This window comes from Streptomyces sp. NPDC028419, assembly GCF_055565515.1.
The window spans coordinates 1-24,843 of record NZ_JBVHUE010000001.1; the positions used below are offsets into that span (position 1 = coordinate 1).

Consider the following 24,843-nt stretch of genomic DNA (forward strand, 5'->3'; position numbering starts at 1 on the left):
TCATCCACCGAAGTGGACGGGGTATCAACTTCTGGCGTTGATTTTTGGCACGCTGTTGAGTTCTCAAGGAACGGACGCTTCCTTTGTACTCACCCTCTCGGGCTTTCCTCCGGGCTTCGTTCTTCGTTTCCGACTCTATCAGACTCTTTCGTGTCCGATTCCCGGTCGAAGCGGGATCCTGCTTTTCGCTTTCCAGGTTCTCGCTTTCGCGTTTCCCTTTCCGGCGAGTCCGACTCTATCAGATCCTTTCGGGCCTGACTCCCAGTCAGCGGGCTTTGTCTTCGCGGCTGTTGGGCCGTTCCGACTCCCAAACTCTATCGGATTTCCCGGGTGGCTCATAATCGGGCCCCGGTTGGAATTCGGGCATGCCGAATTCGTTCCCGGTGGGAGATCGTGCTGAGTTGGGTGCCGCTACGAGGCGGCGTCATCTGCTGTCACAGAACCGTTCCGGCTACGGGACAACTCGGAGAACCTTACGGACTCGCGGGGTCGGTGTCAACCCCGGGTTCGCGTGCCAGGTCAGGCGGGCGACTGGAGGCCTTCGACCCGGTCCAGCAGGCGCGTGAGGATGTCGCCGAGCAGGGCGCGCTCCGCGGTGGAGAGGTCCTGGAGGAGGTCCTCTTCGAAGAGCGTGGCCGCGCGCATCGCGTCGAGCCACTTGCTGCGGCCCTCGTTCGTCAGCTCCACGATCACGCGGACCCGGTTGGACTCGTCACGCTCCCGCGTCACCAGACCGTCCGCGGTCATGCGGTCGATCCGGTGGGTCATCGCGGCGGGCGTCAGGCCCAGCTGCTTCGCCAGCTCGCTCGGGCCCATCCGGTAGGGGTCGCCCGCGAGCACGAGGGCCTTGAGGACCTCCCACTCGGCGTTGCTGATGCCCAGGGCCGCCGTCTGGCGGCCGTACGCGACGTTCATCCGGCGGTTGAGGCGGCTCAGGGCCGACACGACCTTCTCGACCTGGGGGTCGAGGTCCTGGAATTCGCGCTGGTAGACGGCGATCTGCTCATCGAGGCTCGGCTCGTGGACGGGCGTAGTGCCGTCGGGGGTGTCACCCATGGTCCGAAGTATGGCACGAGCCCATTGGCGTCTAACTCCTTCGGTGTGTAGAGTTAAGGATCGAACTTTAGGTATGAAGTCTTCAGGCTTCAGTAGTGAAGGCAGGTGAGAAGTGACCAAGGTGATGGGCGCTGCGATGCGGAGGATCCAGGCCGGTAACGCGCTGACCGCGTTCGGTATCGGTTTCACGGTTCCGTTCCTCTATATCTACGTGGCGCAGGTGCGGGATCTTGGCGCGGCTACGGCGACGTGCGCCTTCGTGGCGTTCGCCCTGGGCGCCCTTCTCGCGCTGCCCCTCACCGGTCGGATCATCGACCGGCGCGGGCCCGTCCCCGTGGTCATGGGCGCGGCGGTGGCCGCGTCGGTGGGCGCGATATCGCTGGGGCTGTCGACCGGCGTCGTACCGATCCTGCTGTCCGCCTTGGCGCTGGGGGCCGGTCAGGCCGTCATGCAGCCCGCGCTGGCCACGATGATCGTGTGGTGCTCCACCCCGAGCACCCGGACCCGTGCCTTCGCGCTCCAGTTCTTCATGCAGAACCTGGGTCTGGGCATCGGCGGCCTCATCGGCGGGCAGATCGTGGACGTGGAGCGTCCCGGCAGCTTCACCCTGCTGTTCAGCATCGAGGCCGTGATGTTCCTGGTGCTGGCGGGCGTGATCGCCACCGTGCGGATGCCGCACGCGCCGAGCATCAAGGACGCGGTGCCGAAGGACCCCGCCCAGGCGGGTGGGAGCGGCTGGAAGCGGCTGCTGGAGCACAAGGCGATGGTCCAGCTCTGCGTGCTGGGCTTCGTGATCTTCTTCGCCTGCTACGGGCAGTTCGAGTCCGGTCTCGCCGCCTTCGGTACCGAAGCGGCCGGGATCTCCCCCTCCACGCTCGGCTTCGCGCTGGCCGCCAACACGGGTGCGATCGTCGTGGCGCAGTTCGTGGTGCTGCGGCTGGTCGAGAAGCGTCGTCGTTCGCGCGTCATCGCCCTGGTCGGCGTGATCTGGACGGGCGCCTGGCTCATAGCCGGCTTCTCGGGTCTGGGGCACGGCAGCGCCATGATGGCCGCCGCCGCGTTCATCACGACGTACGCCCTCTTCGGCATCGGTGAGGCCATGCTGTCGCCCACGCTGGCTCCGCTGGTGGCGGACCTGGCGCCGGAGGGTTCGGTCGGCCAGTACAACTCGGCCTTCGCCCTGGTCAAGCAGATGGCGCTGGCGCTCGGGCCGCTGGGCGTGCCGGTCGGTGCCGGGGTGCCGATGCTCTACATCGGGATCTTCGTCGTGGTTTCGCTCGGCATCGCCTGGCTCGCGCTGCGGCTCGGCAAGCGACTGACGCCGGTGCAGGACAACCCGTCGCTGCTGAAGGCCGCGCCGGCCCAGGTGTCGGCCCCGCGGGCCGCGGCCGTCGCCGAGCCCGTCTCGGCGTAACGGGCGATCGTACGCAGGACGCATGGAAGGCCCCGGTCCCGTCGGACCGGGGCCTTCCGTGCGTCCGGCTCCTCGGCCTCGCGCCTACTCGCCCGGCTTCTTGTCCGGGAGGGCGAATTCGCACCAGACGGCCTTGCCGCCGCCCGGGGTGCGCCGGGTGCCCCACGAGGAGGCGATGGTCGCGACGATCGAGATGCCGCGGCCCGTCTCGTCGGCCGGTTCGGCGCGCCGGCGCCGCGGCAGGTGGTCGTCCCCGTCGGTGACCTCGATGATCAGGCGTCGGTCCGTACGGCGCAGGCGCAGGCGCATCGGCGGGGTGCCGTGCTGGAGGGAGTTCGCCACGAGCTCGCTGGCGGCCAGCACCCCGAGGTCGCACAGCTCCATCGGGAAGCGCCAGGAGGCGAGGACGCCCTGGGCGAAGGCCCGGGCCCGCGGGGCCGCCTCGATGCCGCCCAGCAGCTCCAGGGCCGCGTTGTGGAAGAGCTCCGCCTCCGAGCCGACGCGGGCGGGCTGCTGGAGGACCATCACGGCGACGTCGTCGTCGTGATCGGCGTCCACGCCCAGGGCGCGCATCAGCCGGTCGCAGATGACGGCGGGGGTGCCCAGGGCGCCGGAGAGCGCGCGTTCCAGGGCGGCCACGCCCTCGTCGATGTCCTCGCCCCGGCGCTCGACGAGGCCGTCGGTGTAGAGGACCGCGGTGGAGCCGGGCCCCAGCGCGATGGTGCCGGAGGTGTGCAGCCAGCCCCCGGTGCCGAGCGGGGGCCCGGTGGGGTCGGCGGCGCGCCGGACGGTGCCGTCCTCGTCGCGGACGAGGATGGGCAGGTGGCCCGCGGAGGCGTAGGCCAGCAGGCCCTCGCTGGGGTCGTGGACGGCGTACACGCAGGTCGCGATCTGGCTGGCGTCGATCTCGGCCGCGAGTCCGTCGAGGAGCTGGAGCACCTCGTGCGGGGGCAGGTCGAGCCGGGCGTAGGCGCGCACCGCGGTGCGCAGCTGGCCCATGACGGCGGCGGCGCGGACGCCCCGGCCCATGACGTCGCCGATGACGAGGGCGGTGCGGCCGGCGCCGAGGGTGATGACGTCGTACCAGTCGCCGCCGACCGCGGCCTCGGTGCCGCCGGGTTGGTAGGTGGCGGCGATGCGCAGGTCGTCGGGCTGTTCCAGCTCCTGCGGGAGCAGGGAGCGCTGGAGGGTGACGACGGCCTCGCGCTGGCGGCGCTCGGCGGTGCGCAGCCGTTCGACGGCTTCGGCGTGGTCGGTGACGTCGGCGAGGTGGATCAGCACGCCCGCGCTGCGGCCCGCGCCGTCGGCCTCGGGGAAGTCCACGGGGGTGCAGGTGGCGGTGTAGGAGCTGCCGCCGGGTGCCTTGCGGTTCTTGGCGGTACGGGGCTTGCCGCTGCGCAGGACCTGGTCGAGGAGCGGGAGCAGCCCGAGCTCGCCGAGTTCGGGCAGGGCTTCGTGGGCGGCGGCGCCGGTGGGCCGGGGGCCGAAGCCCGCGGTGTAGGCGTCGTTGACGTAGGCGATGCGGTGCTCGGGACCGTGGACGAGCGCGACGCGGGCCGGGAGGCACCCGAGGACCTCGCGCACGGAGAGCACGTCGAGGGAGGGCACCGCGGCGAGCGCCGCGGCGGATCCGGTTCCGGTCCCGGAGACGGTGGGGTCCGTGGGGCCTGCGGGGTCGCCGTCCTGGGGGGACGGGCTCCGCTCGGTGCCACTGCCGGTGGGGTCGGCGCGGACGCCGCGGGCTGCCGGGACGGAGCCTTCGCCCCGCTTGGCCTGGGCTGCGGCATGTTCGTTCCGGGCGGCGGCGCGGCGCTGCGTTCCTGGAAACCGGGCGCTCCAGCGCGTGAAGTTCACTGCGTTCAAGCCTCGTGGTGTCGCTATTGGTCGCTACATCGCTCGTGGTCGGTCGCTCGGCGGTGTCACTCTGTGCAGGTGTGAGCCCACCTATGGTCACACGTCCAGTGTGGCCGACCACACTGACAACGTCAGCGCTGGTTGTCCTTCGGGGGGTTGGGGGCGGGCGGGGGCGGGGGTTCCTTGGGTCCGCCGCCCGCGGCGAGTTCGAATTCGGCCCTGGGGTGTTCGAGGGACCCGAGGGAGACGATCTCGCGCTTGAACAGCCCGGAGAGGGTCCATTCGGCGAGGACGCGCATCTTGCGGTTGAAGGTGGGGACGCGGCTCAGGTGGTACACGCGGTGCATGAGCCAGGCCGGGTAGCCCTTGAGCTTGCGGCCGTACACGTGGGCGACGCCCTTGTGGAGGCCGAGGGAGGCCACGGAGCCGACGTACTTGTGGGCGTACTCGGTGAGCACTTCGTCGCGCAGGGCGTGGACCAGGTTGTCCGCGAGCACCTTGGCCTGGCGGACGGCGTGCTGCGCGTTGGGGGCGCATTCGGTGCCCGGTGCGGCGGCGGTGATGTCGGGGACGGCGGCCGCGTCTCCGGCGGACCAGGCGTGTTCGACGCCCGCGACGGTGAGGAAGGCGGTGCAGGCGAGCCGGCCGCGTTCGTTGCGGGGCAGGTCGGAGGCGGCGAGGACGGGGTGGGGCTTGACGCCCGCGGTCCACACGACGGTGCGGGTGGGGAAGCGGGCTCCGTCGCTGAGGACGGCGACGCGGTCCGCGCAGGATTCCAGGCGGGTCTCCAGGCGCAGGTCGATGTTGCGGGCGCGCAGTTCACGGATCGTGTACTTGCCCATGTCGGGGCCGACCTCGGGGAGGATCCGGTCGCTGGCCTCCACCAGCACCCATTTCATGTCTTCGGGCTTGATGTTGTGGTAGTACCGGGCGGCGTAGCGGGCCATGTCCTCCAGCTCCGCGAGGGCCTCGACGCCCGCGTATCCGCCGCCGACGAAGACGAAGGTCAGGGCCGCGTCGCGGATGGCCGGGTCGCGGGTCGAGGAGGCGATGTCCATCTGTTCGATGACGTGGTTGCGCAGGCCGATGGCCTCTTCGACGGTCTTGAAGCCGATGGCGTACTCGGCGAGTCCCGGGATGGGGAGCGTGCGGGACACCGAACCGGGGGCGAGGACGATCTCGTCGTACTCGATCTCGACGGCGCCGGTGCCCTCCTCGGCGGTGGCGAGGGTGGTGATGGTCGCGGTCCGTTTGGCGTGGTCGATGCTGCGGGCCTCGCCCACGATGATGCGGCAGCGGTCCAGCACGCGGCGCAGCGGTACGACGACGTGGCGCGGGGAGATGGAGCCGGCGGCCGCCTCCGGGAGGAAGGGCTGGTAGGTCATGTACGGCTCGGGACTGACCACCGTGACCTCGGCCTCGTCGGCTCTCAGCTTTCGCTGGAGCCGGAGCGCCGTGTACATGCCGACGTAACCTCCGCCGACGACGAGGATGCGTGTCCGGGGCGGGGTGCCGGGGGCCGAGCCCCGGGAGTTAGCAGCCTTCACCATCCCATGACGCAACGTGGCCGGGAGTTTGTCCACAGGCTCGACAAATTGTGTGACCGGAGGTGGGGGTGTGGAGGGCTGGTTCACAGATGTGGATGGGGGGTGAGGTGCGCAGGTCAGGCAGTGCGGAGGGGGTGATTCCGGGGGCTTGGAACGGAAAAGTGGGGGTCAATGCTCCGATCGAGCGATGGTCCGTACGGAGCTGCCTCTTCTGAATTGACTCTGGCTCAACTATGTTCGTAGCCCGTCGAGGAGTTAGGACCAGGGCCCACATGACTGTGGCCCCCCTCGACACGAAGGCGGGGACTGTCTCCGGGGGGAGACAAATGATTACCGGGGGAAACATATGAACATTTCCGATTTCCATGGGTCTGCGACCGCGCTCTCGGCCGAGGGCGCCACTCGTGTGATCGCTGGTGGAACCTCGCACGGCGTGGGCCGCTCCACGCCCCTGCGGGTCGACGCACAGCGCAACCTCGAGCACGTCCTGCGCGCCGCGCGCGAGGTGTTCGGTGAACTGGGCTACGGGGCTCCGATGGAAGACGTCGCGCGGCGCGCCCGCGTCGGTGTCGGCACCGTCTACCGGCGCTTCCCGAGCAAGGACGTCCTGGTCCGGCGGATAGCCGAGGAGGAGACCTCCCGACTGACCGAGCAGGCCAGGGCCGCGCTCGGTCAGGAGGAGGAGCCGTGGCAGGCGCTGTCGCGCTTCCTGCGCACCTCCGTCGCCTCGGGCGCCGGGCGGCTGCTGCCGCCGCAGGTGCTGCGGGTCGGCTCGGCCAGCGAGGACGGCCAGGACGTGCTGGAGGCCGTGGACACGGCGCGGGTGCCGCAGCAGCGGCAGGCCGTGGTGGTCGGCGGCCAGCCGGACCTGCGGGTCGTGGGCGGGCGCACCTCCATCGAGGACGAGCCGTCGCAGGACGCGGGCGCCGGTGCGCTCCTGGAGGTCGTCGGCCGGCTGGTCGACCGCGCCCGGGAGGCCGGTGAACTGCGCCGCGACGTCACGGTGGCCGATGTCCTGCTCGTCATCGCCACCGCCGCGCCCGCACTGCCGGACCCGGCCCAGCAGGCGGCCGCCTCGGCCCGGCTGCTGGACATCCTGCTGGAGGGGCTCCGCTCGCGGACCGTCTGAGCGGACCGTCACGGCCGCGTCGCCGTCGCGCGGTCGGTCCGCCGGGAAACCGGGTGGACCGGCCGCGCGTGCGGCTCCTGCGGGTGAAGACCGTGGAGCGGGTCCCTCGAACGGAGGCTCACCCGAACGGGTGAGGTGAGGTGCGGGAATTCGCCGAATCCTGCCCGGAGGAGTGGATGCCGTCCGGAGCGGTCCGGTGCGCGGTCGCCGTGTGACACGCTGGTTCGGTGTACCGGCTGAGTGTGTCCTGCGGGGGCTTGCGCGATGGGCGTTGACGGGCGGGAAGATCCGGGCTCCGGTGCGGAGGGCCCCGGCGGCGAGTCCGACGCGGGTGCGTTGCCCGCCCGGCAGGTCCCCGCCCAACGCGAACCGAGCGGCGCCCGGACCAGCGGTGGTACGAGCGCGGTGGGGTCCGCGGGGGGCTCGGCCGGTGCGGCTGGTGCGGCCGGTGCGGAACTACCTCCGTCCGACGCCGATTTGATCGCGCGGATGCGCGGGGGTGACGACGGCGCCTACGAGGAGCTCTTCCGGCGGCACGCCGATCCCGTACGCCGCTACGCGCGCTCCTGCTGCCGCGACGCGCACACCGCCGACGACCTGACCGCCGAGGTGTTCGCCCGGACCCTCCAGGCGGTGCGCGGCGGAGCCGGGCCCGACCAGGCGGTGCGCGCCTACCTGCTCACCACGGTCCGTCGGGTCGCCGCGGCCTGGACGAAGACCGCCAAGCGGGAGCAGCTCGTCGAGGACTTCGCCCTGTTCGCGGAGCAGGCCGGCGCGGGAGTCGAGGCGGGGACGGGGCTGGCGCCCGGCGCGGACGCCCTGGAACTGGGCGCGGACGTACGGGCCATGCACGAGGCCGAGCAGTCGCTGGCCATGCAGGCCTTCCGCAGCCTGCCCGAGCGGTGGCAGGCCGTGCTGTGGCACACCACCGTCGAGGAGGCCTCGCCGAGCGCGATCGCCCCGCTCTTCGGGTTGACCGCCAACGCCACGGCGGTGCTGGCCAGCCGGGCCCGGGAGGGGCTCAAGCAGGCCTACCTCCAGGCGCATGTGAGCACCGCGCTGAGCGAGGGCGGGGACTGCGCCCGCTACGCCGACCGGCTGGGCGCCCATGCCCGGGGCGGGCTGCGGGTGCGGGCCGAGCGGGGGCTGCGCAAGCACCTGGAGGAGTGCGTGAAGTGCCGGCTGGTCGCCGGTGAACTCAAGGACGTCAATGCCGGGATCCCGGCGCTGCTTCCGGTCGCGGTCATCGGGTGGTTCGCCGCCGGGTACGCGGTCAAGGCGGCCGGGGTGGTGGCCGGTGGGGTCGTGGCCGCGGGCGGTGCGGGTGCCGCCGCGGCGGCCGCGGGGGGTTCGACGGCCGGGGCCGGGGCGGCGGGGGCCGCCGGTGGGTCCGGGGCCGGGGCCTCGGGTGCGGGGGCGCTGGCCTCCGAAGGGCTGGGGCTTCCCGCCAAGGCCGCCATCGCCGCCGGTGTGGTGGTGGCCGCCGCGGCCGGGGTGGTGTTCGCGCTGGCCGGGGACGACGCGAAGCCCGAGGCCCAGGTGGCGCCGAAGCCGACCGCCGTCGCGCCCGCCCTCCCGCACGTCCCGGCTCCGCTCTCCCCGGAGCCCGATGCGCCCGCGCCGCAGCCGCCGGTCGTGCGGGCGCCCGTACCGTCGCCGCGCGCTTCGGCGCCGCGCGCGCCCTCGCCGTCGCCGCCCCGGTCGGCCTCGCCGGCCGCGCCGACCCCCGCGAAGCCGAGCCCTTCGCGGGCGACGCCGAGTCCCCCGCGGCCTTCGCCGAAGCCGAGCCCGCGGCCCGTTCCCGCGACCGGCTACCAGCTGGTGCGGCTGGAGCAGTCCGCGCTCGGCGACCACGACGGGCCCGAGGTGCAGACCTGGCGCAGCAGCTGGGTGTGGCAGCGGTGGGGGCTGGTGGTCGGCGACCGGCGCTACGGGCAGGGGATCACCGTCAACGCCCGGTCCTCGGTGGAGATCACCCTGAACCGGGTGTGCAGCTCCTTCTCCGCGCGGGCCGGGGTGGACGGGCTGTCCCTGCCGGGTGACGGCGCCGTGCGCTTCTCCGTGTACGGCGACGGGGTGCGGCTGTGGCGGTCGGGCCCGTTGTCCTACGGCGAGCCCGCGGTGCCGGTCGAGGTCCCGCTCACCGGTCGCAAGACGCTGCGGCTGGTGGTGGAGCACGCCGATCGACGTGCCGATCTGACCTTGGCCGCCTGGGCCGACTCGGTGATCAGCTGTCGGTGACCCGGCCGAGCGCCTGCGGCCGAGTGGGCCCTCCGGGGGGCGCCTCAAACGCCGGCGAGGCTGGATAGGGGCCAGCAGTCCCGCCTGCGGCTGAGTGGGCCCTCCCGGGGCGCCTCAAACGCCGGCGAGGCTGGGAAGGGGCCCAGCGGTCCCGGAGAAGTGAGGCCCGCCGGACGCCTGCGGCTTAGTGCGGCCCTCCGGGGGCGCCTCAAACGCCGGCGGGGCTGGAAGGGGGCCAGCAGTCCCGCCTGTAGCTGAGTGGGGGCTCCGGGGGCGCCTCAAGCGCCGGCGGGGCTGGATAGGGGCCAGCAGTCCCGCCTGTGGCTGAGGGGGGCCGGCGGTCACGGAGGGGTGAGGTCGGCGTGGCGGCTCACGGGCTGGTGGGGGTGGTGAGGTCGGTGAGGAGGGCTCGGGGGGAGAGGGTGGTGCCCGTCCTGGCCTCGTGGTCGTAGGTGGACGGGCCGAGGGCGGAGCTGTTGCGGGCCGGTAGGTCGTGCACCAGGGCCTCTTCGGGTACGGAGCGCGGGAACCCGCCCCGCCAGGCGGTGGCCGCGGCCAGCGCGCGTACGGACCCGGCGGGCCGGTCCAGGTCCGCCAGCAGCGCCGCGGTCGTTTCGGCGAGGACGGCCAGCACCCGTTCCGCGCAGTGCTCGGTGAGCGCCTTCTCCAGCGTCGGCACGATCACGGCCAGTGCGGCGGCCGGGCCCTCCTCCAGCGCCTTGAGCCGGGCGTCCAGATTCGCCAGGCCCGCCACGAACTGCGGCGGCACGTTCGCCCGCAGCGACTCGACCGCGGCCCGCTCGTACTCGGCGCGCGCCCGGACGGGATCGCCCTGGTCGAGCGCGATCATCCCACCGAGGAGGTGGGAGAAGGCCAGGACGTCGGTCACCTGGGTGTCGTACGCCTCGGCGTCGGCTTCCGCCAGCAGCCGCAGGGCGTCCGCCGAGTCGCCCAGGCAGTAGGCGGTCTCGGCGATCCGGGCGAGCGCGAACGGCGCCTCGAAGTGCGAGCCGACCTCGCGGGCGAGGCGCAGGCACTCCTCGTACTCGGCGCGCGCCCAGTCGAACCGGCCGCGCGAGAGCGCGACCTCGCCGGCGGCGCTGGAGACCTGGGCGCGGGTCCAACGGTCACCGACACGACGGGCGATCTCGTGGAGCTCCGCCAGGTCCGCGTCGACCGTCGGCAGTCCGCCGATGATGTCGATGGCGACGTGCGTACGGAGCATGAGGGTCACGCCCAGCTCCCACTCGCCCGCGTGCGCACGGCAGTTCGCGACGGTCTCGTCGAGCCCGGCGTGGAAGTCGAGGGCGTCGCCGGTGAGGTAGCAGGTCAGCGGCCACAGCATGCCGGGGAAGCGGGCGGCCTCCGGGCCGGGTCGGCGGAAGGCCCGCTGGATGCGCTCGGCCAGGGCCAGGCGTTCGGGCGTGCGGAACTCCCCGATCGGGCGGGTTTCCGACAGCAGGAACACGTGGAGGAGCTGGAGGCGCATCCAGCGCCAGTACGCGGGGGTGTCGGCGGCCGGTTCCACCGGGTCGAGCTCGATCACCTGGCCGGCCCACTCGGCGCCCTCGGTCCGGTAGTTGCGCAGCCACCAGAACCAGCCCAGGGCGAAGACGAGCCGCTGGGCGGTCTCCAGGTCGGCGTCCGAGACCGCGGCGGTGAAGGCGGCGCGCAGGTTGTCCAGCTCGGCCTCGATCCGCACGATCCAGGGGAGCTGGGCCGCGGAGCGCAGGCGGGGTTCCGCTTCCTCGGCCAGGGCCGTGAAGTGCGCGGTGTGCCGGCGGACGGTGGCGGCCAGATCGGCGGGGACCTCGGCGGCGCGCTCGGCGGCGTACTCGTGGATGGTCTCCAGCATGCGGTAGCGCATCGCGGTGGCGCCGTCGGCGGAGGCAGAACCCCCGGGCGAGACCCGGACCGGGGCTGGCTCGGCCACGACGAGGGACTTGTCGACCAGGGCGCCGAGTACGTCGGCCACGTCCGCGATGTCGGTGATGTCCGTCCCGGACGGGGCGTCGGGGTCGCGCCGGGCGCAGACGGCTTCGGCCGCGGTCAGGTCGCAGCCGCCGGCGAAGACCGACAGGCGGCGCAGCACCGTGCGCTCGTCGGCGTCGAGCAGCTCCCACGACCAGTCGACCACCGCCCGCAGCGTCTGCTGGCGCGGCAGCACCGTACGGCTCCCGCTCGTCAACAACCGGAACCGGTTGTCCAACCGGTCCGCGATCTGCCGCGGGGTCAACAACCGGAGCCGCGCCGCCGCCAACTCGATCGCCAACGGCAACCCGTCCAACCGGGCGCAGATCTCGGCGACGGCGTGCGGGGCGTCCGCCACGGAGAACCCCGGCCGGGCGGCGGCGCCGCGCTCCGCGAACAGGCGGTGCGCGTGGTCGGGCGGGAGGGGTTCGACGGGGCGGACGTTCTCGCCGGGCACGCCGAGGGGCTCGCGGCTGGTGGCCAGGATCCGCACGCCCGGGCAGTGCGTGAGCAGCCGCTCCGCCAGCTCGGCGGCGGCCCCGATGACGTGCTCGCAGTTGTCGAGGACGAGGAGCAGGCGGCGCTGGGCGCAGTGTTCCAGGAGTTGGGTGGTGGGGTCCTGCGCGACGGGCTTCTCGCGGCCGACGAGGACGGTGTCGCGCAGGCCGAGGACGCTGAGGACCGCGCCGGGGACGGCCGCCGGGTGGTCGAGGCGGGCCAGCTCGACCAGCCAGACCGGTTCGGTGGGGGTGGCCGGGGTGGCGGGGTCGGTGCGCTCGGCGTGGCGGGCGGCCGCGTGTTCGGCGAGGCGGGTCTTCCCGGAGCCGCCGGGGCCGGTGAGGGTGACGAGGCGGGCGCGGGACAGGTCGGTGTGGAGGGCGGCCAGTTCGGGTTCGCGGCCGACGAAGGAGGTGAGCCGGGGGCGGAGGTTGCCGCGGCGCTCGGTGGGGGTGGGGGGTGTGGTCGGTGGCGCGGAGGTGGGGGTGGGGATGGGGGTGGCGGTGGGGCGGAGGAGGTCGGCGTGGAGGGCGGTGAGTTCCGGGCCGGGGTCCGTGCCGAGGTCTTCGGCGAGGGCGCGGCGGGTGCGGTCGTACGCGGCGAGCGCGTCGGCGGTGCGGCCGGCGGCGCGCAGGGCGCGCAACTGCTGGGCGCGCAGGGGCTCGTCGTACGGGTGGGCCGCGATCAGCGCCTCGATCTCGGGGAGCAGCGTGGCCGGATCGGTGGTGGGGGTGCGCAGTTCGGCCTCGATGAGGTCGCGGACGGCGGCCGCGCGCTGGGCCTCCGGGCCGATGGCGTGCGCGGCGCGGGTGGCGGGGTCGGGGAGGTCGGCGAGGGCCGGGCCGCGCCAGAGGGCGAGGGCGGTACGGAGGGCCTCGGCGGTGCGGAGGATGTCGGCGGGGGGCGCTGCTCCGGGCGGGGACGCTGCTCCGGGCGGGGGCGCGGAGAGGGCCCGGGCGGCTTGGCGGGCCAGGCGCTGGAATTCGTACAGGTCCACGTCGTCCCGGGTGGCGGACAGGCGGTAGCCGCCGGTGGGGTCGGCCTGGACGGTGTCCTTGCCGCCGAGGGTGCGGCGCAGGCGGGATACGAGGGCCTGCAGGGCGGCGGGGGCGTCGTGGGGCGGGTCCTCGGCCCAGATCTCGTCGATGAGGACGGAGACGGGAACGGCGGGGGCGCCGGCTCGGAGTGCGAGGGAGGCGAGGAGGGCGCGGAGGCGGGCGCCGCCGATGGGGAGGGGGGAGCCGGAATCGTCACGGGCTTGGGTGTTGCCGAGGATCAGGTACCGCACGGGGTCATTTTGCCTTGGGGGTGGGGGCGGGGGGTGGGGGTTCCGCTGCGCGGGGCCGTTCCCCTCCCCGCCCCTTCCCGAAACCGGGCTCCGCCCGGACCCGCGCCTCAAACGCCGGCGAGGCTGAATCCACCCGGCCCGGCCCGCGATTGAGGCCCGCCGGAGGGACCACCCCGCCCACCGGAGAACGAGGGCCCGACGAAGGCACCATCCAGCCTGCCCGGCGATTGAGAGCCCGCCAGCGGGCCACACCCAGCCTGCCCGGCGATTGAGGGCCCCCCGGAGCGACCACCCCGCCCACCGGAGAACGAGAGCCCACCGAAGGCACCATCCAGCCTGCCCGGCGATTGAGGGCACGCCAGCGGGCCACATCCAGCCCGCCCGGCGTTTGAGGGCACGCCGTAGGCGCCGTGAGGCCGTTAGGAGAGGGCCGGGCGGCGGAGGGGGATGCCGGTGGGGACGGCGCGGCGGCGGGGGGAGGAGGTGCCCGTCCAGCAGGTGCCGCGGCGGGCCAGGAGGCGGCGCAGCCACAGTTCCACGGAGACCAGTTCGGCGAGGCCGTCCAGCGGGACCGGATGGCCCTGGGCCGCATCGATCAGGGCCTGCTGGATGACCCGCGCCTCGATCAGGCCCGCGTCCGCCAACAGCGGGGCGGTGAAGAGCGCCAGCAACGGGTCGAGGGCGGCGCGCAGCCCGAGCCGGACCGCCGTTTCGTTGGCGGAGTGGGCCGGGGCGCCCCAACCGGGCGGGAGTTCGCGCACGCCCGTGCCCGCGAGGACGGTCCGCAGGATCGCGGCGCGGGCACCGGGCTGGACCCGCAGGGACTCGGGCAGGGCGCGGGCCGCGCGCACGACCTGGTTGTCGAGGAAGGGGGCGTGCAGCCGCTGGCTGCGGACCTCCACGGCCTGTTCGAAGACCCGGTGGTCGGCCGCGTGCCGGGCCAGGACCGAGCGGGCCCGGGCCTCCCCGGGGCGCAGCGACAGCGGGGGCCGGCCCGCGGCCGCGGCGAGCCGGACGGCGACCTCGGCGAGGGCTTCGCCGGTCAGCCAGCCCGCGGCGGGCCCGGGCCGGCACCAGGTGAGGGCGGCGAGGGAGGCGTCGAGCGGGCTGGCGGCGCTCCGGGGCAGCAGGCCCTCGCGCAGCCGGGCGGCGGCCGCTTCCATGCCCGCGCGGTAGGGCGTACGGGCGAGGCGGCGGGCGGCGGAGTACACGGTCAGGGGGACGAGCAGCGACTGGCCGGAGGACTGGCCTTCGGCGCCGGCCGAGCGGGCGAGCGCGGCGACGGGCCGCAGCAGGTGGCGTCTGCGGCGGTCCATGAGGAGGTCGGCCAGCCGGGCGGGGTGCGCGTCGAGGACCTGGCGGGCGCCGTGGCCGACGAAGTGGTCGGCGCTGCCCGAGGCCAGTCGGCGCCGGTCGCGGGCGGCGAGGACGAGGGAGGGGCCGGGTTCGTCGGTGAGGGGGCCGTCGAGGTCGGCGTACGGGAGGGCCTCCTCGGCCGCGGCGACGACGACGTGGTGCAGGCGGGGGTCGGCGGCGATGGCGTGGGCCCGTTCGAGCTCGCCCTCGCGGCCCCCCGGGGTGGCGAGGTCGTTGAAGGTGACGGCGAGCAGGCGTTCGCCGGCCCCGGAGCCGTGCCCGAGGACGGTGCCGGGGGCGCCGGGCAGTCCGGCGGCGAGGAGCGCGAGGGTGGCGGAGGCGCTGCCGCCGGAGAGGTCGGCGCCCACGCCGGCGGTGGGGGCGCCGCGGGCGGCGCGACGGTCGGCGGGGCCCATGCCGGGAACCGGCCCGGGGTCGTGGGGCAGGGTGTCGGGGGCATGGCGGGGCGCCGTGAGCCGGGCGCGCACCGCGTCGACGAGTGCTTCCCGCACGCCCTCGGTCGCGGCCTCGGCCTCCATCTCGGGCGCGGCGACGGCGAGGGAGGCGACGGGCTCGTAGCCGGTGATCTCGCGGGAGCCCTCGCGCAGGATGATCGCGTGCCCGGGCGGGATCCGGCGCACCCCCGCGTACGGTGTGCCGTCGCCCAGTGCCTCGGGGCTGTCGGGACAGGCCAGCAGGGCGGCGAGGTGGCCGATGTCGAGCTGGGCCTCGATCAGGTCGGCGAGGGGGAGGGCCGCGGTGGCGTACGCCGTTCCGCCCGCCCAGGGGGTGTAGAAGACGGGCCGGGCGCCGGCGAGGTCGCCGACGACGGTGATCCGGCGGCCGGCCTGGACGACGGCGGTGTAGCTGCCGGGCCACTGGGTGAGGTGGCGCAGGGCGCCGCCCCGGGCGGCGTAGAGGGCGCGGCGCAGTTCGGCGTCGCTGGCGCCGCAGCAGCCGAGGACGGCGAGCCGGGTGAAGGGGTCGGCGGGGTCGGCGGTGACGGTGCGGATCTCGTCGGGGCGCCAGTCGCCGACGGCCCACAGCGGGTCGGGGTCGCCCCACAGGAGTTGGGCGCCGACCGGGTGCAGGGTGCGTTCGGTGTACTCGTCGGGCTCGCCGTAGGCGCCGTACGCGCCGGCGGATCCCGGGGAACCGACCGGACCCGTGGAGGCGTAGGGGGAGTGGGAGGCGTACGAGGTGCGCGGGACGTCCGCGAGGCCGCCGCTCAGCCCGTCGGGCCCCCGGCCGGGCTCGCCGACGCGCCCGACCGTGCCGAAGCTTGCGGCGATACTGCTCCAGCCCACCAACCACCGCATAGCCGTCTCCCCAGCCCGTGGGCACGTGACCGGGGCCGGACGGCCGGACGGCGGGACCCCGGGTGGCTCGGGTCCATGCTGCCACGAGACAGGCGTGCGAGAGTGGTTAAGGGGGGCGCACATGCAAACGAACACGCCCCGCCCACGCGGTATTTGGCGTTCCGTGCCCACCGCCCCATAGGTCGGTTTCGGCCATTCTTCGGCCGTACTGAGTGCCCGCGCGGGGGCGCGGTCCGGGAAGCGGCGTCCACCTCCCGGACCGTACCGCCACCCGCGGGGATTGAGGCGGCGGTCCCTCCCGGCCCGCCGGATCCACGCGTCGGGCCGACCCACGCACCGCACATCGAATCGCCGGGCCCCGGGGCGGGGCAGAGCGCACGGGCGGGCGCACGGCCACACGGGCGGAGCACGCACTGACACGTGCGCCCCGGGCACGACCCCGGCCCCGACTGTGCGTACGGACAACAATCTCGCCATCCGGAAGGCGGGGCCTTAACGCTTGGGATGCGGCGAACTACGCTGGGTTTACGTTGCCGGGCGCCTATGCCCCGACGACGGTCTGCGTTCCACGTGTGTGACGAGGGGTGGCGCATGTCCAGGGAGCTCCGTGAGCCGAACGAGAAGCTCGGCGCCGTCCTCGCCCTCGCGGGCATCAGCAACGCGGGGCTGGCCCGGCGGGTCAACGACCTCGGGGCGCAGCGTGGACTGACGCTCCGGTACGACAAGACCTCGGTCGCCCGGTGGGTGTCCAAGGGCATGGTGCCGCAGGGCGCGGCCCCTCATCTCATCGCCGCCGCCATCGGCGCCAAGCTGGGGCGACCGGTACCGCTGCACGAGATCGGACTGGCGGACGCGGACCCCGCGCCCGAGGTCGGCCTCGCCTTCCCGCGCGACGTGGGCGCGGCGGTGCGCTCGGCCACCGACCTCTACCGTCTCGACCTCGCGGGCCGGCGCGGGGGCGGCGGGATCTGGCAGTCCTTGGCCGGCTCCTTCTCCGTGGCGGCGTACGCGACGCCCGCCTCGCGCTGGTTGATATCTCCGGCGGACGGCTCGGTGGCGCGTGAGGCCAATGCTCCGGCCCCCCCTCTCTCGGACGGTGCGGCGGGAGGTGCGAGCGGTACGGGTGCTGCGAGCGGTACAGGTGCTGCGGGAGGGACAAGCGGTACGGGCGGTACGGGCGGCACAGGAGGAGCGAGCGGTACGGGCGGCACGACGGGCAGCGGCGCGGCGGGCGGTGCTCCGGGTGGTGGCCCCGCGGTCCCGGTCACATCGCCGCCGACCTCCTTTGTGCCCGCGCAGTCCGGCGCCGAAACGCCCCGCGCGCCCGGCCAGCCGACGGCCGCGCACTCCCCGGACCCGACCCCGCAGCGGGTCGGCCACAGCGACGTGGCCAAGCTGCGCGAGGCGGCCGAGGACGCGCGCCGCTGGGACTCCAAGTACGGCGGTGGGGACTGGCGTTCCTCGATGGTCCCCGAGTGCCTGCGGGTGGACGCGGCCCCCCTGTTGCTGGGCTCCTACACCGACGAGGTGGGTCGGGCGCTGTTCGGGGCGACCGCCGAGCTGACCCGGCTGGCCGGGTGGATGGCCTTCGACACCGGCCAGCAGGAGGCGGCCCAGCGGTACTACATCCAGGCGCTGCGGCTGGCCCGCGCGGCCGCCGACGTACCGCTCGGCGGGTACGTCCTGGCCTCGATGTCCCTCCAGGCCACCTACCGGGACTTCCCGGACGAGGGGGTGGACCTCGCGCAGGCCGCCGTCGAGCGCAACCGGGGGCTGGCCACGGCCCGCACCATGAGCTTCTTCCGGCTGGTGGAGGCCCGGGCGCACGCGAAGTCGGGCGATCCGGTGGCCGCCGGCGGGGCGCTGCGGGCGGCGGAGGGCTGGCTGGAGCGGGCGCGGGAGGGGGACCCCGATCCGACCTGGCTCGGTTTCTACTCGTACGACCGTTTCGCGGCGGATGCGGCGGAATGCTACCGGGACCTCAAACTGCCCCGGCAGGTACGGCGGTTCACCGAGCAGGCGCTGTCGCGCCCCACCGAGGAGTACGTCCGCTCGCACGGGCTGCGGTTGGTGGTGAGCGCGGTCGCCGAGTTGGAGTCCGGCAACCTCGACGCCGCCTGCGCGGCCGGGACCCGGGCGGTGGAGGTCGCGGGCCGGATCTCCTCGGCGCGCACCACGGAGTACGTACGGGACCTGCTGCACCGGCTGGAACCGTACGGCGACGAGCCGCGCGTGGCCGAGCTGCGCGAGCGGGCCCGGCCGCTGCTGGTGACTCCGGCGTAGGGCGTCCGCGCACGGCTGCCGCGCCGCGTTGTCAGTGGTGGGGTGCAGTATGCGGGGGTGGGAGGTGGCAGCGACGTGGACTGCGATGTGCTGGTGATCGGCGGGGGGATCGTCGGCCTGTCGACGGCGCACGCGCTGTCGCGCCTCGCCCCCGGCACGCGGGTCGTGGTGCTGGAGGAGCGGGGGGCCGAAGCGGTCCGGCCCCGCGGCGGGCGCCAGGACGGGCTCCACGGCGGGCGCCGCGGCGGGGCGGTCGGCAGCGGGGTCGTGGACAGCGGGATCCACCACCGGCCCGGATCCCTCACGGCCCGGCTCGCGGTGCGGGGCGCGGCCGAGATGGCCGCGTTCTGCGCGGAACACGGCGTGCCGCACCAGGTGACCGGGAAGCTGGTCGTCGCCACGGAGCGGGCCGAGCTGCCGCGGCTGCACGCGCTGGTCCAGCGGGGCCGCCGGCTGGGGGTTCCGGTGCGGGAGCTGGGCCCGGCGCAGATCAGGGAGTACGAGCCGGAAGTCCGCGCACTGGCCGCGATCCGGGTCGGGACGACCGCGGTCGTGGACCACGGACGGCTGGCGGCGCAGCTCGCACGATCCTCCGGCGCGGAGATCCGGTACGGGGCGCGGGCGGAGGGGATCCGGCGGCGGCCGGGCCGGGTCGCGGTGCGGACCGCCTCCGGCGAGGTGCTGCGGGCGAAGGTGCTGGTGAACTGCGCCGGGGTGCGCAGCGACCGGGTGGCCCGGCTGGCCGGGGACGACCCGGGGGTGCGGATCTCGGCGTTCCGGGGGGAGTACTACGACCTGGCGCGGCCCTCGCTGCTGCGCGGCCCGATCGACGCGCTCCCGGACCCGACGCACCCCTTCCCCGGTGTCCACCTGCTCCGCGGGATCGACGGCGAGGTCCACGTCGCGGCGGGGGCGGAGTCGGGGGCGGGGGAGTTCGTGGAGGCGGTGCGCAAGGTGCTGCCCGGGGTGTCGCGGGCGGACCTCGTACCCGCGGCGGGGGCCGCCGGGCTGCGGGCGCGGGCCGTCCGCCCGGACGGGACGCCGGTGGACGAGGTCCTGGTCCGGGAGACGCCCGGCGCGGTGCACCTGGTGGACGTGGCGCTGCCCGGGGTGACGGGCGCGCTACCGGTGGGGAGCGCGGTGGCCCGCCGCGCCCTGCGGATGCTGCGGGGCTGAGCCGGCCCGTACCCGGGTGCCGGGCGGAGGACTTCGAAGCGGAGGCCTCCGAAGCGGGGTCCTTCGAAGCGTGGGGGAGACGGGCGGGTCGTAGAATCGGGGCATTGTGTCTGAGTCACTGAATCCGCAGCCCGGTACCCCCGACGCCCCCGAGGGGGCGGCTCCCCACGTTCCGCCGCGCTGGCGCACGGAGCCCCGGTTTCCCGACGGGCCCGCGCCCGACCCGGCGGGCTCGCACCACGAGCGCCGCATCCGCAGCTTCCAGCCGCGCCGCAGCCGGGTGACCACCGGCCAGGGCGAGGCGCTGCGCCGCAAGTGGGGGACCTGGGGCCTGGACATCGACGGGCACGAGGTCATCGACCTGAACAAGCTCTTCGACGGTCGCCCCGTCGTCCTGGAGATCGGCTTCGGCATGGGCGAGGCCACGGCGCAGATGGCCGCCGCCGACCCGGACACCGGGATCCTGGCCGCCGACGTGCACACGCCCGGCCAGGGCAACCTGCTCGCGCTCGCCGAGCGCGGCGGCCTCGACAACATCCGGGTCGCCAACGGCGACGCGATCATCCTGCTGCGCGAGATGCTGGCGCCCGACTCCCTCGCCGGATTGCGCGTCTACTTCCCGGACCCGTGGCCCAAGGCCCGCCACCACAAGCGGCGGTTGATCCAGCCCGAGTTCCTCGACCTGGCCGCGACCCGGCTGGCCCCCGGGGCCGTGCTGCACTGCGCGACCGACTGGGAGCCGTACGCCGAGCAGATGCTCGAAGTCCTCGGCGCGCACCCCCTGTTCGAGAACACGCAGGCGGACGGCGGTTACGCACCGCGCCCCGACTTCCGGCCACTCACCCGTTTCGAGGGCCAGGGGCTCGACAAGGGGCACGTCGTACACGACCTTCTGTTCCGCCGTACCCCGTAACGGGGATAACGGCCAACGTCACTGCGCGTGTCGGAGCCGCTCGCTAGGGTGATGACGTGTTCCGAGCGCTCCCCGGTGTGCTCGCACGTCCGTCGGGCGCGGTCCGCACGTGCGTGCTCGTCGCCCTGCTCTCCTGCGTGGCCCTGTCCGGCGTGGCCATCCTGGAGCTCGTACGGGAACAGACCGGCACCGCCGGGTTCTTCGTCGGGCTCGGGCTGGCCCTGCTCCCGGTGGCGCCGCTCATGGCGGCGTTCCGGTGGCTGGGGCGGGCAGCGCCGCTGCCCTGGTCCCGGCTGCTGTTCTGCGCGGGGTGGGGGGCCTGCACCGCGGCGCTGATCGCCATAGTGGCCAACAACTTCGCGAGCGAGTGGATGGTCGCGGCCGCCACCGATCCCTCCGCCGCCGACCGGCTCGGCTCGGTGGCGGTCGCCCCCGTCGTCGAGGAGAGCGCGAAGGCGGCCGCGCTGCTGCTGGTGTTCACCTTCCGAAGACGACACTTCACCGGTCCCGCGGACGGGCTGGTCCTCGCCGGTTTCACCGCCACGGGCTTCGCCTTCACCGAGAACATCCTCTACCTCGGCAACGCCTTCGGCGAGGACCTGGACAGCGGCACCACCGTGCTCGACTCCACGACGGCGGCCACCTTCTTCGTCCGGATCATGCTGTCGCCCTTCGCCCACCCGCTGTTCACCGCGCTGACCGGGCTCGGCCTGGGCCTGGCCGCGCGCAGCGCCCGCCGCCCGGTCCGGACCTGGCTGCCGCCGCTGGGGCTGGGGCTCGCCATGGGAGCGCACGCCCTGTGGAACAGCTCGTCCGAGCTGGGCGCGTACGGCTTCTACGTCGTCTACGGCTGCGTGATGGTCCCGGTCTTCGCGGCCCTGGTGGGGCTTGCCGTCCGGATCCGGCGCGGTCAACTGCGCACGGTCGCGCGCGAGCTGCGGGTCTACGCGGGCGCCGGATGGCTCGGCCCCGCGGAGGCGGCCGCGCTCGCGTCGGTGCCCGCCCGGGCGCTGGCCCGGGCGCTGGCCCGGAGCGCGGGCGGCCGGCCGGCGGCCCGGGTGGTCGCCGCCTACACGGCGGACGCGGCCGCGCTCGCCCTGCTGCGCGACGGGGCCCGTAGCGGCGGTCCGCGGCGCGTGGCGGACTTCGTGGACCGGGAGCGGGAGTTGCTGGAGCGGCTGTGGCGGGCCCGGGCGGCCGCGGGCCCGGTGCTGGCCAGGGCGGCCGTCATGGAGGAACTGTCCCCTCCCGTGACCGCTCCCGTCCCGGTGACCGCTCCCGTCTCCGCCCCCGTTCCCGTTCCCGGTCCTAGACGTTCAGGCCCTTGCCCTGGAGCCATGCCAGCGGGTCACGCGTCGCCCCGTCCGTACGCACTTCCAGATGGAGGTGGGGTCCGGTGACGTTGCCGGTGGCTCCGACCCGGCCGATCGTCTCGCCGGTGGAGACCGTGCCCGAGGTCACCGACATCGAGGAGAGGTGGCAGTACCAGACCTCGGTGCCGTCGGAGAGTTGGAGCACGATCCGGTAGCCGTACGAGCCGGACCAGCCCGCGGAGATGATCTTCCCGTCGTGCACCGCCTTGACCGGGGTGCCGGTCGGCGCGGCGAAGTCGAGCCCGGTGTGCATGCCGGAGGACCACATCGAGCCGGCGTCGCCGTAGTGCGAGGTCAGGGTGTAGGCCGAGGTGGGGAGCGCGTACCCGCCGGCGGGCGCGGGCGTGGAACCGGAGGGGCCGGAGGCGGACGGGCCCGCGTCGGCCGACTGCTGCTGCGCCGCGGCCGCCTTCGCCTTCGCCTCTTCCTGGGCCTTGGCCTCCGCCTCCGCCGTGGCACGCGCGGCCTCCTGGGCCGCGGCCTGCTTCTGCTTGGCCTCCTCGGCGGCGGCCTGCTGCGCGGTCCGCTCGGCCTCCGCCTTGGCCGTGGCCGCGGCGGAGTCCTGCTGGGACTCGGCCTGCTGCAGGATCCGGTGGCGCAGCACCTCGCCCGCGTCGAAACCGGAGGCCCGCTGCTGCTGGCCCTGGTGCGCGCCCGCGGCGAAGCCCTGGTGCGCGCCCTCGGCGGCGCTGCGGACGATCCCGTTCGCCGAACCGTCCGCGGCGCGCCCCGCGCCCTCGCCCGCCGCGTCGTCGGAGCCGGTCAGGTCGCCCAGGTCGCCCAGCGACGGGATGCTGATGGCCACCTGCGGGCGGCCCTGCGCGGTGGCGATGCCGCCCGCGCCGACGGCCGCGATGACGCCCACCCCGAGCACGGTGGAGCTGCGGGCCAGTCCGCCGCGCTGGCGCGCCACGCGGTGCTTGCCGCGCACCGGGCGGGCCGAGTCCTCGGTCGGATTCCACTCGCCCCAAGCACCGGCGGTGGGGGATTCCTGGACCTCGACGCCGTCGGGGCCGGGCAGTTGGGACGGCACCGGGGCACACTCCTCGAAATCCGCGCGCACGCGCACTGTGCCGTCTCTTGCGACGGTTGTGGCGACCGCGCTGCGTTATCGAACGGTAATAGACACCAGGGAGTGATTCCAAGCAGTTGCGATTGATCGTTCATACCAATCGGCCACCCGCCGACCGGCTTTGGGCTGAGCTTTCCCACCTTTTACCTACTGAACAGTGACAAAAGGGCACAGGTTTTTGTGTACCTCCAGCCACACGCTTTTCATGACGGTCCGTCAAACGGCTTGCGGAGCGCGCCCTTTCGCTCACCCACCGTCACGCGGTATCGCCGTCACGCGGTATCGCCGTCACGCCGCACCACCGGTACCGTCCTGCGCCGCACCGGCTGCCCCTCCCCCGGCCGGGCCACCGCCAACAGCGCCATGTCGTCCGCCGCCCCGCCGCCGGTGTGGCGGCGCACGTCGGTGATGAGCGCGTCCAGCACCTCCTCGGGGCCCGGGAAGATCCGCCCCCGCAGTCGGGCCGGCGGATCGTAGAACCGCCCCGCCCCGTCCCGGGCTTCGCTGAGCCCGTCGGTGTGCAGGAGCAGGGTCGCACCGGCCGGGAAGTCCCACTCCTCGGCCCGGTCGGGCCAACTGCCCAGCTCCCCCATGCCCAGCGGCAGCGCCGGCTCGCCCGGGCGCAGCACCGCCAAGGAGCCGTCCGGGCCGAGCAGCAGCGGTTCGGGATGCCCCCGGTTCACGATCCGCAGGGTCCCGGTCCCGCGCGGGACCTCGGCCAGCACGCAGGTGGTGAACCCCTCGACCGCGTCCAGGCTGTCGCGCCGGTTGCCCTCCCGGGCCAGCGCCCGCTCCAGGCGCCGGGCCACCCCCTCCAGCGCGGGCTCCTGCTCGGCCGCCTCCCGGAAGGCCCCGAGGACCACCGCCACCGCTTCCACCGCGCCCAACCCCTTGCCCCGTACGTCGCCCACGGCCAGCCGCACGCCGTACGGGGTGTCCTGTACGGCGTACAGGTCCCCGCCGATGAAGGCGTCCGCCTCCGCCGCCACGTAACGCGCCGCGATGTGCAGGCCGGCGATCCGATCGGCGGGGGTCGGCAGGACCGCGCGCTGCGCCGCCTCGGCGATGCCGCGCGCGGAGGCGAGCTGGGCGCCGCTGCGCCGGACCACCCGGTTGATGAGGATGGCGAGCACCGAGACGGTCAGGACGGTGATCAGCTCGGTGATGGCCTCGGCCCGCCAGGTGGTGCCGTTGTGGAGGTGCAACGCGACCACCGCGAGCGAGGCGAAGGCGCCGGTCAGCACGGTCGTACCGAGGGCGAAGAGGGGCGCGGCGACCAGCGGGGCGGCGGAGAAGAAGGGCGAGCCCGTGTAGTTGGGCGGGGTGGCCAGGTCGAAGATCAGACCGAGGAGGACCAGCAGCACCGGGAGCGTCCGCACGAAGCGCCGGATCAGCCGGTTCGCACCGGTGGTCTCCGCGCCGCTCGTCTCGCCCTGCTGACCCAGCCCCACCAAGGTGTTCTCCTGCCGGCTCCCTCGTACGGGCGCGGGCCGCTGCCGCCTCGCCCCCCAAGCCTGGGGGCTCCGGCGGCGGCGGGCGAGGCGGCCGGAGCGTCCGGGTGAACCGCGCGCACGGCCGGGCGCCCCGGTGCGGGAACGACGAAGGCCCGGATCCGTGAGGATCCGGGCCTTCGTCTTCGCCCCTGAGGGCTTTGGTAGCGGGGACAGGATTTGAACCTGCGACCTCTGGGTTATGAGCCCAGCGAGCTACCGAGCTGCTCCACCCCGCGTCGGTAAACCCAACTCTACGCCATCCGGGACGGCCCCTCGACCACTTAACGGCCCGGGGCCGCCCGGGGCCTCACAGCTTGGCCAGGAACCCGGCCAGATTGCCCGTCATCCGCTCGATCTGCTCGTCCACGGTCAGCGTCTCCTCGAAGCGGCCGCCCGGCTCCGGCAGCTTCTTGCCCCGCACGTAGAGCGAGCAGGCCAGGTCAGTGCACATGTAGAGGCCGAGCGAGTTCCCCTCGCGGCCGTCCTTGCCGCGCTTGCGGGCGGTCATCAGCGAGACGCCGCTGCCCGGGTGGATCGTCAGGCACAGGCCGCACATGCTGCGGTGCAGCGCCCCGCGCTTGACGGACGGGAAGCGCAGCGTCACCCCGACCGGTCCGCCGCCGTCGGTCCCGCCGGTCACCAGGTAGCTGCGGTCGGGGGCGGACAGGTCGCGCCAGCCGAGGAAGTCGAGGTCTTCCCACGGCCGGGTGGCGAGGTCCCGCGGCAGCGGGATCCGGGCCGCCTCGCCCTTGGAGCAGTTCACGAACGAGCCCCGGATGTCCTTCTCGGTCAGTGCCTTCATGACACCCACGGTAGATTTACCTAGGACACCTAGGCAAATGATTAATACTTATCGTCGA

15 protein-coding genes and 1 tRNA gene are annotated in these 24,843 nt (G+C 74.2%); 7 read left to right on the forward strand and 9 right to left on the reverse strand.

The window, feature by feature from the left end; genetic code table 11:
• Positions 1-519 precede the first annotated feature (519 nt).
• Positions 520-1,056, reverse strand: coding sequence for a MarR family winged helix-turn-helix transcriptional regulator (locus tag ACZ4UB_RS00005; RefSeq protein ID WP_385781140.1), 537 nt, complete (start codon positions 1,054-1,056; stop codon positions 520-522).
• A gap of 124 nt (positions 1,057-1,180) precedes the next feature.
• Here ACZ4UB_RS00005 and ACZ4UB_RS00010 point away from each other — a divergent pair, with 124 nt between their 5' ends.
• Positions 1,181-2,470, forward strand: coding sequence for an MFS transporter (locus ACZ4UB_RS00010; RefSeq protein WP_468067707.1), 1,290 nt, complete (start codon positions 1,181-1,183; stop codon positions 2,468-2,470).
• 84 nt (positions 2,471-2,554) lie between these two features.
• On the opposite strand, the gene ACZ4UB_RS00015 is transcribed toward ACZ4UB_RS00010, so the two are convergent.
• Both ACZ4UB_RS00015 and ACZ4UB_RS00020 read right to left on the reverse strand, forming a co-directional pair.
• A complete protein-coding gene (locus ACZ4UB_RS00015; RefSeq protein ID WP_468067708.1) occupies positions 2,555-4,324 on the reverse strand; it encodes an ATP-binding SpoIIE family protein phosphatase in 1,770 nt (589 codons plus the stop codon).
• A gap of 131 nt (positions 4,325-4,455) precedes the next feature.
• Positions 4,456-5,874 (reverse strand): NAD(P)/FAD-dependent oxidoreductase, encoded by a 1,419-nt coding sequence (locus ACZ4UB_RS00020; RefSeq protein WP_468067289.1) that lies wholly within the window; start codon positions 5,872-5,874, stop codon positions 4,456-4,458.
• Positions 5,875-6,217: 343 nt separating this feature from the next.
• On the opposite strand from ACZ4UB_RS00020, the gene ACZ4UB_RS00025 reads away from it, so the two are divergent.
• Together ACZ4UB_RS00025 and ACZ4UB_RS00030 are read left to right on the forward strand one after the other, a co-directional pair.
• Positions 6,218-7,000, forward strand: a complete 783-nt coding sequence (locus tag ACZ4UB_RS00025; RefSeq protein ID WP_354379013.1) for a TetR/AcrR family transcriptional regulator — start codon at positions 6,218-6,220, stop codon at positions 6,998-7,000.
• Positions 7,001-7,264: 264 nt separating this feature from the next.
• Positions 7,265-9,241 carry a sigma-70 family RNA polymerase sigma factor gene (locus ACZ4UB_RS00030; protein ID WP_468067290.1) on the forward strand — a complete coding sequence of 659 codons (1,977 nt, stop codon included), beginning with the start codon at positions 7,265-7,267 and terminating at the stop codon, positions 9,239-9,241.
• Positions 9,242-9,611: 370 nt separating this feature from the next.
• On the opposite strand, the gene ACZ4UB_RS00035 is transcribed toward ACZ4UB_RS00030, so the two are convergent.
• Both ACZ4UB_RS00035 and ACZ4UB_RS00040 read right to left on the reverse strand, forming a co-directional pair.
• Entirely contained in the window at positions 9,612-12,998 is a 3,387-nt protein-coding gene (locus ACZ4UB_RS00035; RefSeq protein WP_468067291.1) for an ATP-binding protein, read from the reverse strand.
• Positions 12,999-13,417: 419 nt separating this feature from the next.
• Positions 13,418-15,673: an asparagine synthase-related protein gene (locus tag ACZ4UB_RS00040; RefSeq protein WP_468067293.1), complete on the reverse strand. Its 2,256-nt coding sequence runs from the start codon at positions 15,671-15,673 to the stop codon at positions 13,418-13,420.
• Between the two features lie 591 nt (positions 15,674-16,264).
• Here ACZ4UB_RS00040 and ACZ4UB_RS00045 point away from each other — a divergent pair.
• The 4 genes from ACZ4UB_RS00045 to ACZ4UB_RS00060 all read left to right on the forward strand — a co-directional run bounded on the left by ACZ4UB_RS00045 (position 16,265) and on the right by ACZ4UB_RS00060 (position 21,445).
• Entirely contained in the window at positions 16,265-17,956 is a 1,692-nt protein-coding gene (locus tag ACZ4UB_RS00045; protein ID WP_468067294.1) for a sporulation protein, read from the forward strand.
• Positions 17,957-18,031: 75 nt separating this feature from the next.
• Positions 18,032-19,132 carry an FAD-dependent oxidoreductase gene (locus ACZ4UB_RS00050; protein ID WP_468067295.1) on the forward strand — a complete coding sequence of 367 codons (1,101 nt, stop codon included), beginning with the start codon at positions 18,032-18,034 and terminating at the stop codon, positions 19,130-19,132.
• A gap of 106 nt (positions 19,133-19,238) precedes the next feature.
• The gene (trmB, locus tag ACZ4UB_RS00055) at positions 19,239-20,045 is read left to right on the forward strand and encodes a tRNA (guanosine(46)-N7)-methyltransferase TrmB (RefSeq protein WP_354379007.1); all 807 of its coding nucleotides are present in this window, start codon (positions 19,239-19,241) and stop codon (positions 20,043-20,045) included.
• A gap of 56 nt (positions 20,046-20,101) precedes the next feature.
• Entirely contained in the window at positions 20,102-21,445 is a 1,344-nt protein-coding gene (locus tag ACZ4UB_RS00060) for a PrsW family intramembrane metalloprotease (protein ID WP_468067296.1), read from the forward strand.
• Here the strand turns inward: ACZ4UB_RS00060 and ACZ4UB_RS00065 are convergent.
• The 4 genes from ACZ4UB_RS00065 to ACZ4UB_RS00080 all read right to left on the reverse strand — a co-directional run bounded on the left by ACZ4UB_RS00065 (position 21,354) and on the right by ACZ4UB_RS00080 (position 24,785).
• Complete coding sequence (locus tag ACZ4UB_RS00065) at positions 21,354-22,451, reverse strand: M23 family metallopeptidase (protein ID WP_468067297.1); 1,098 nt, start codon at positions 22,449-22,451, stop codon at positions 21,354-21,356. The genes ACZ4UB_RS00060 and ACZ4UB_RS00065 overlap by 92 nt on opposite strands.
• A 311-nt stretch (positions 22,452-22,762) precedes the next feature.
• On the reverse strand, positions 22,763-23,935 hold the full coding sequence (locus ACZ4UB_RS00070) for a PP2C family protein-serine/threonine phosphatase (RefSeq protein WP_468067709.1): 1,173 nt from the start codon (positions 23,933-23,935) through the stop codon (positions 22,763-22,765).
• A 207-nt stretch (positions 23,936-24,142) separates the two neighbouring features.
• Positions 24,143-24,219 (reverse strand) — tRNA-Met (locus tag ACZ4UB_RS00075).
• A gap of 71 nt (positions 24,220-24,290) precedes the next feature.
• Positions 24,291-24,785, reverse strand: a complete 495-nt coding sequence (locus ACZ4UB_RS00080) for an FBP domain-containing protein (RefSeq protein WP_468067298.1) — start codon at positions 24,783-24,785, stop codon at positions 24,291-24,293.
• Positions 24,786-24,843: the final 58 nt, after the last annotated feature.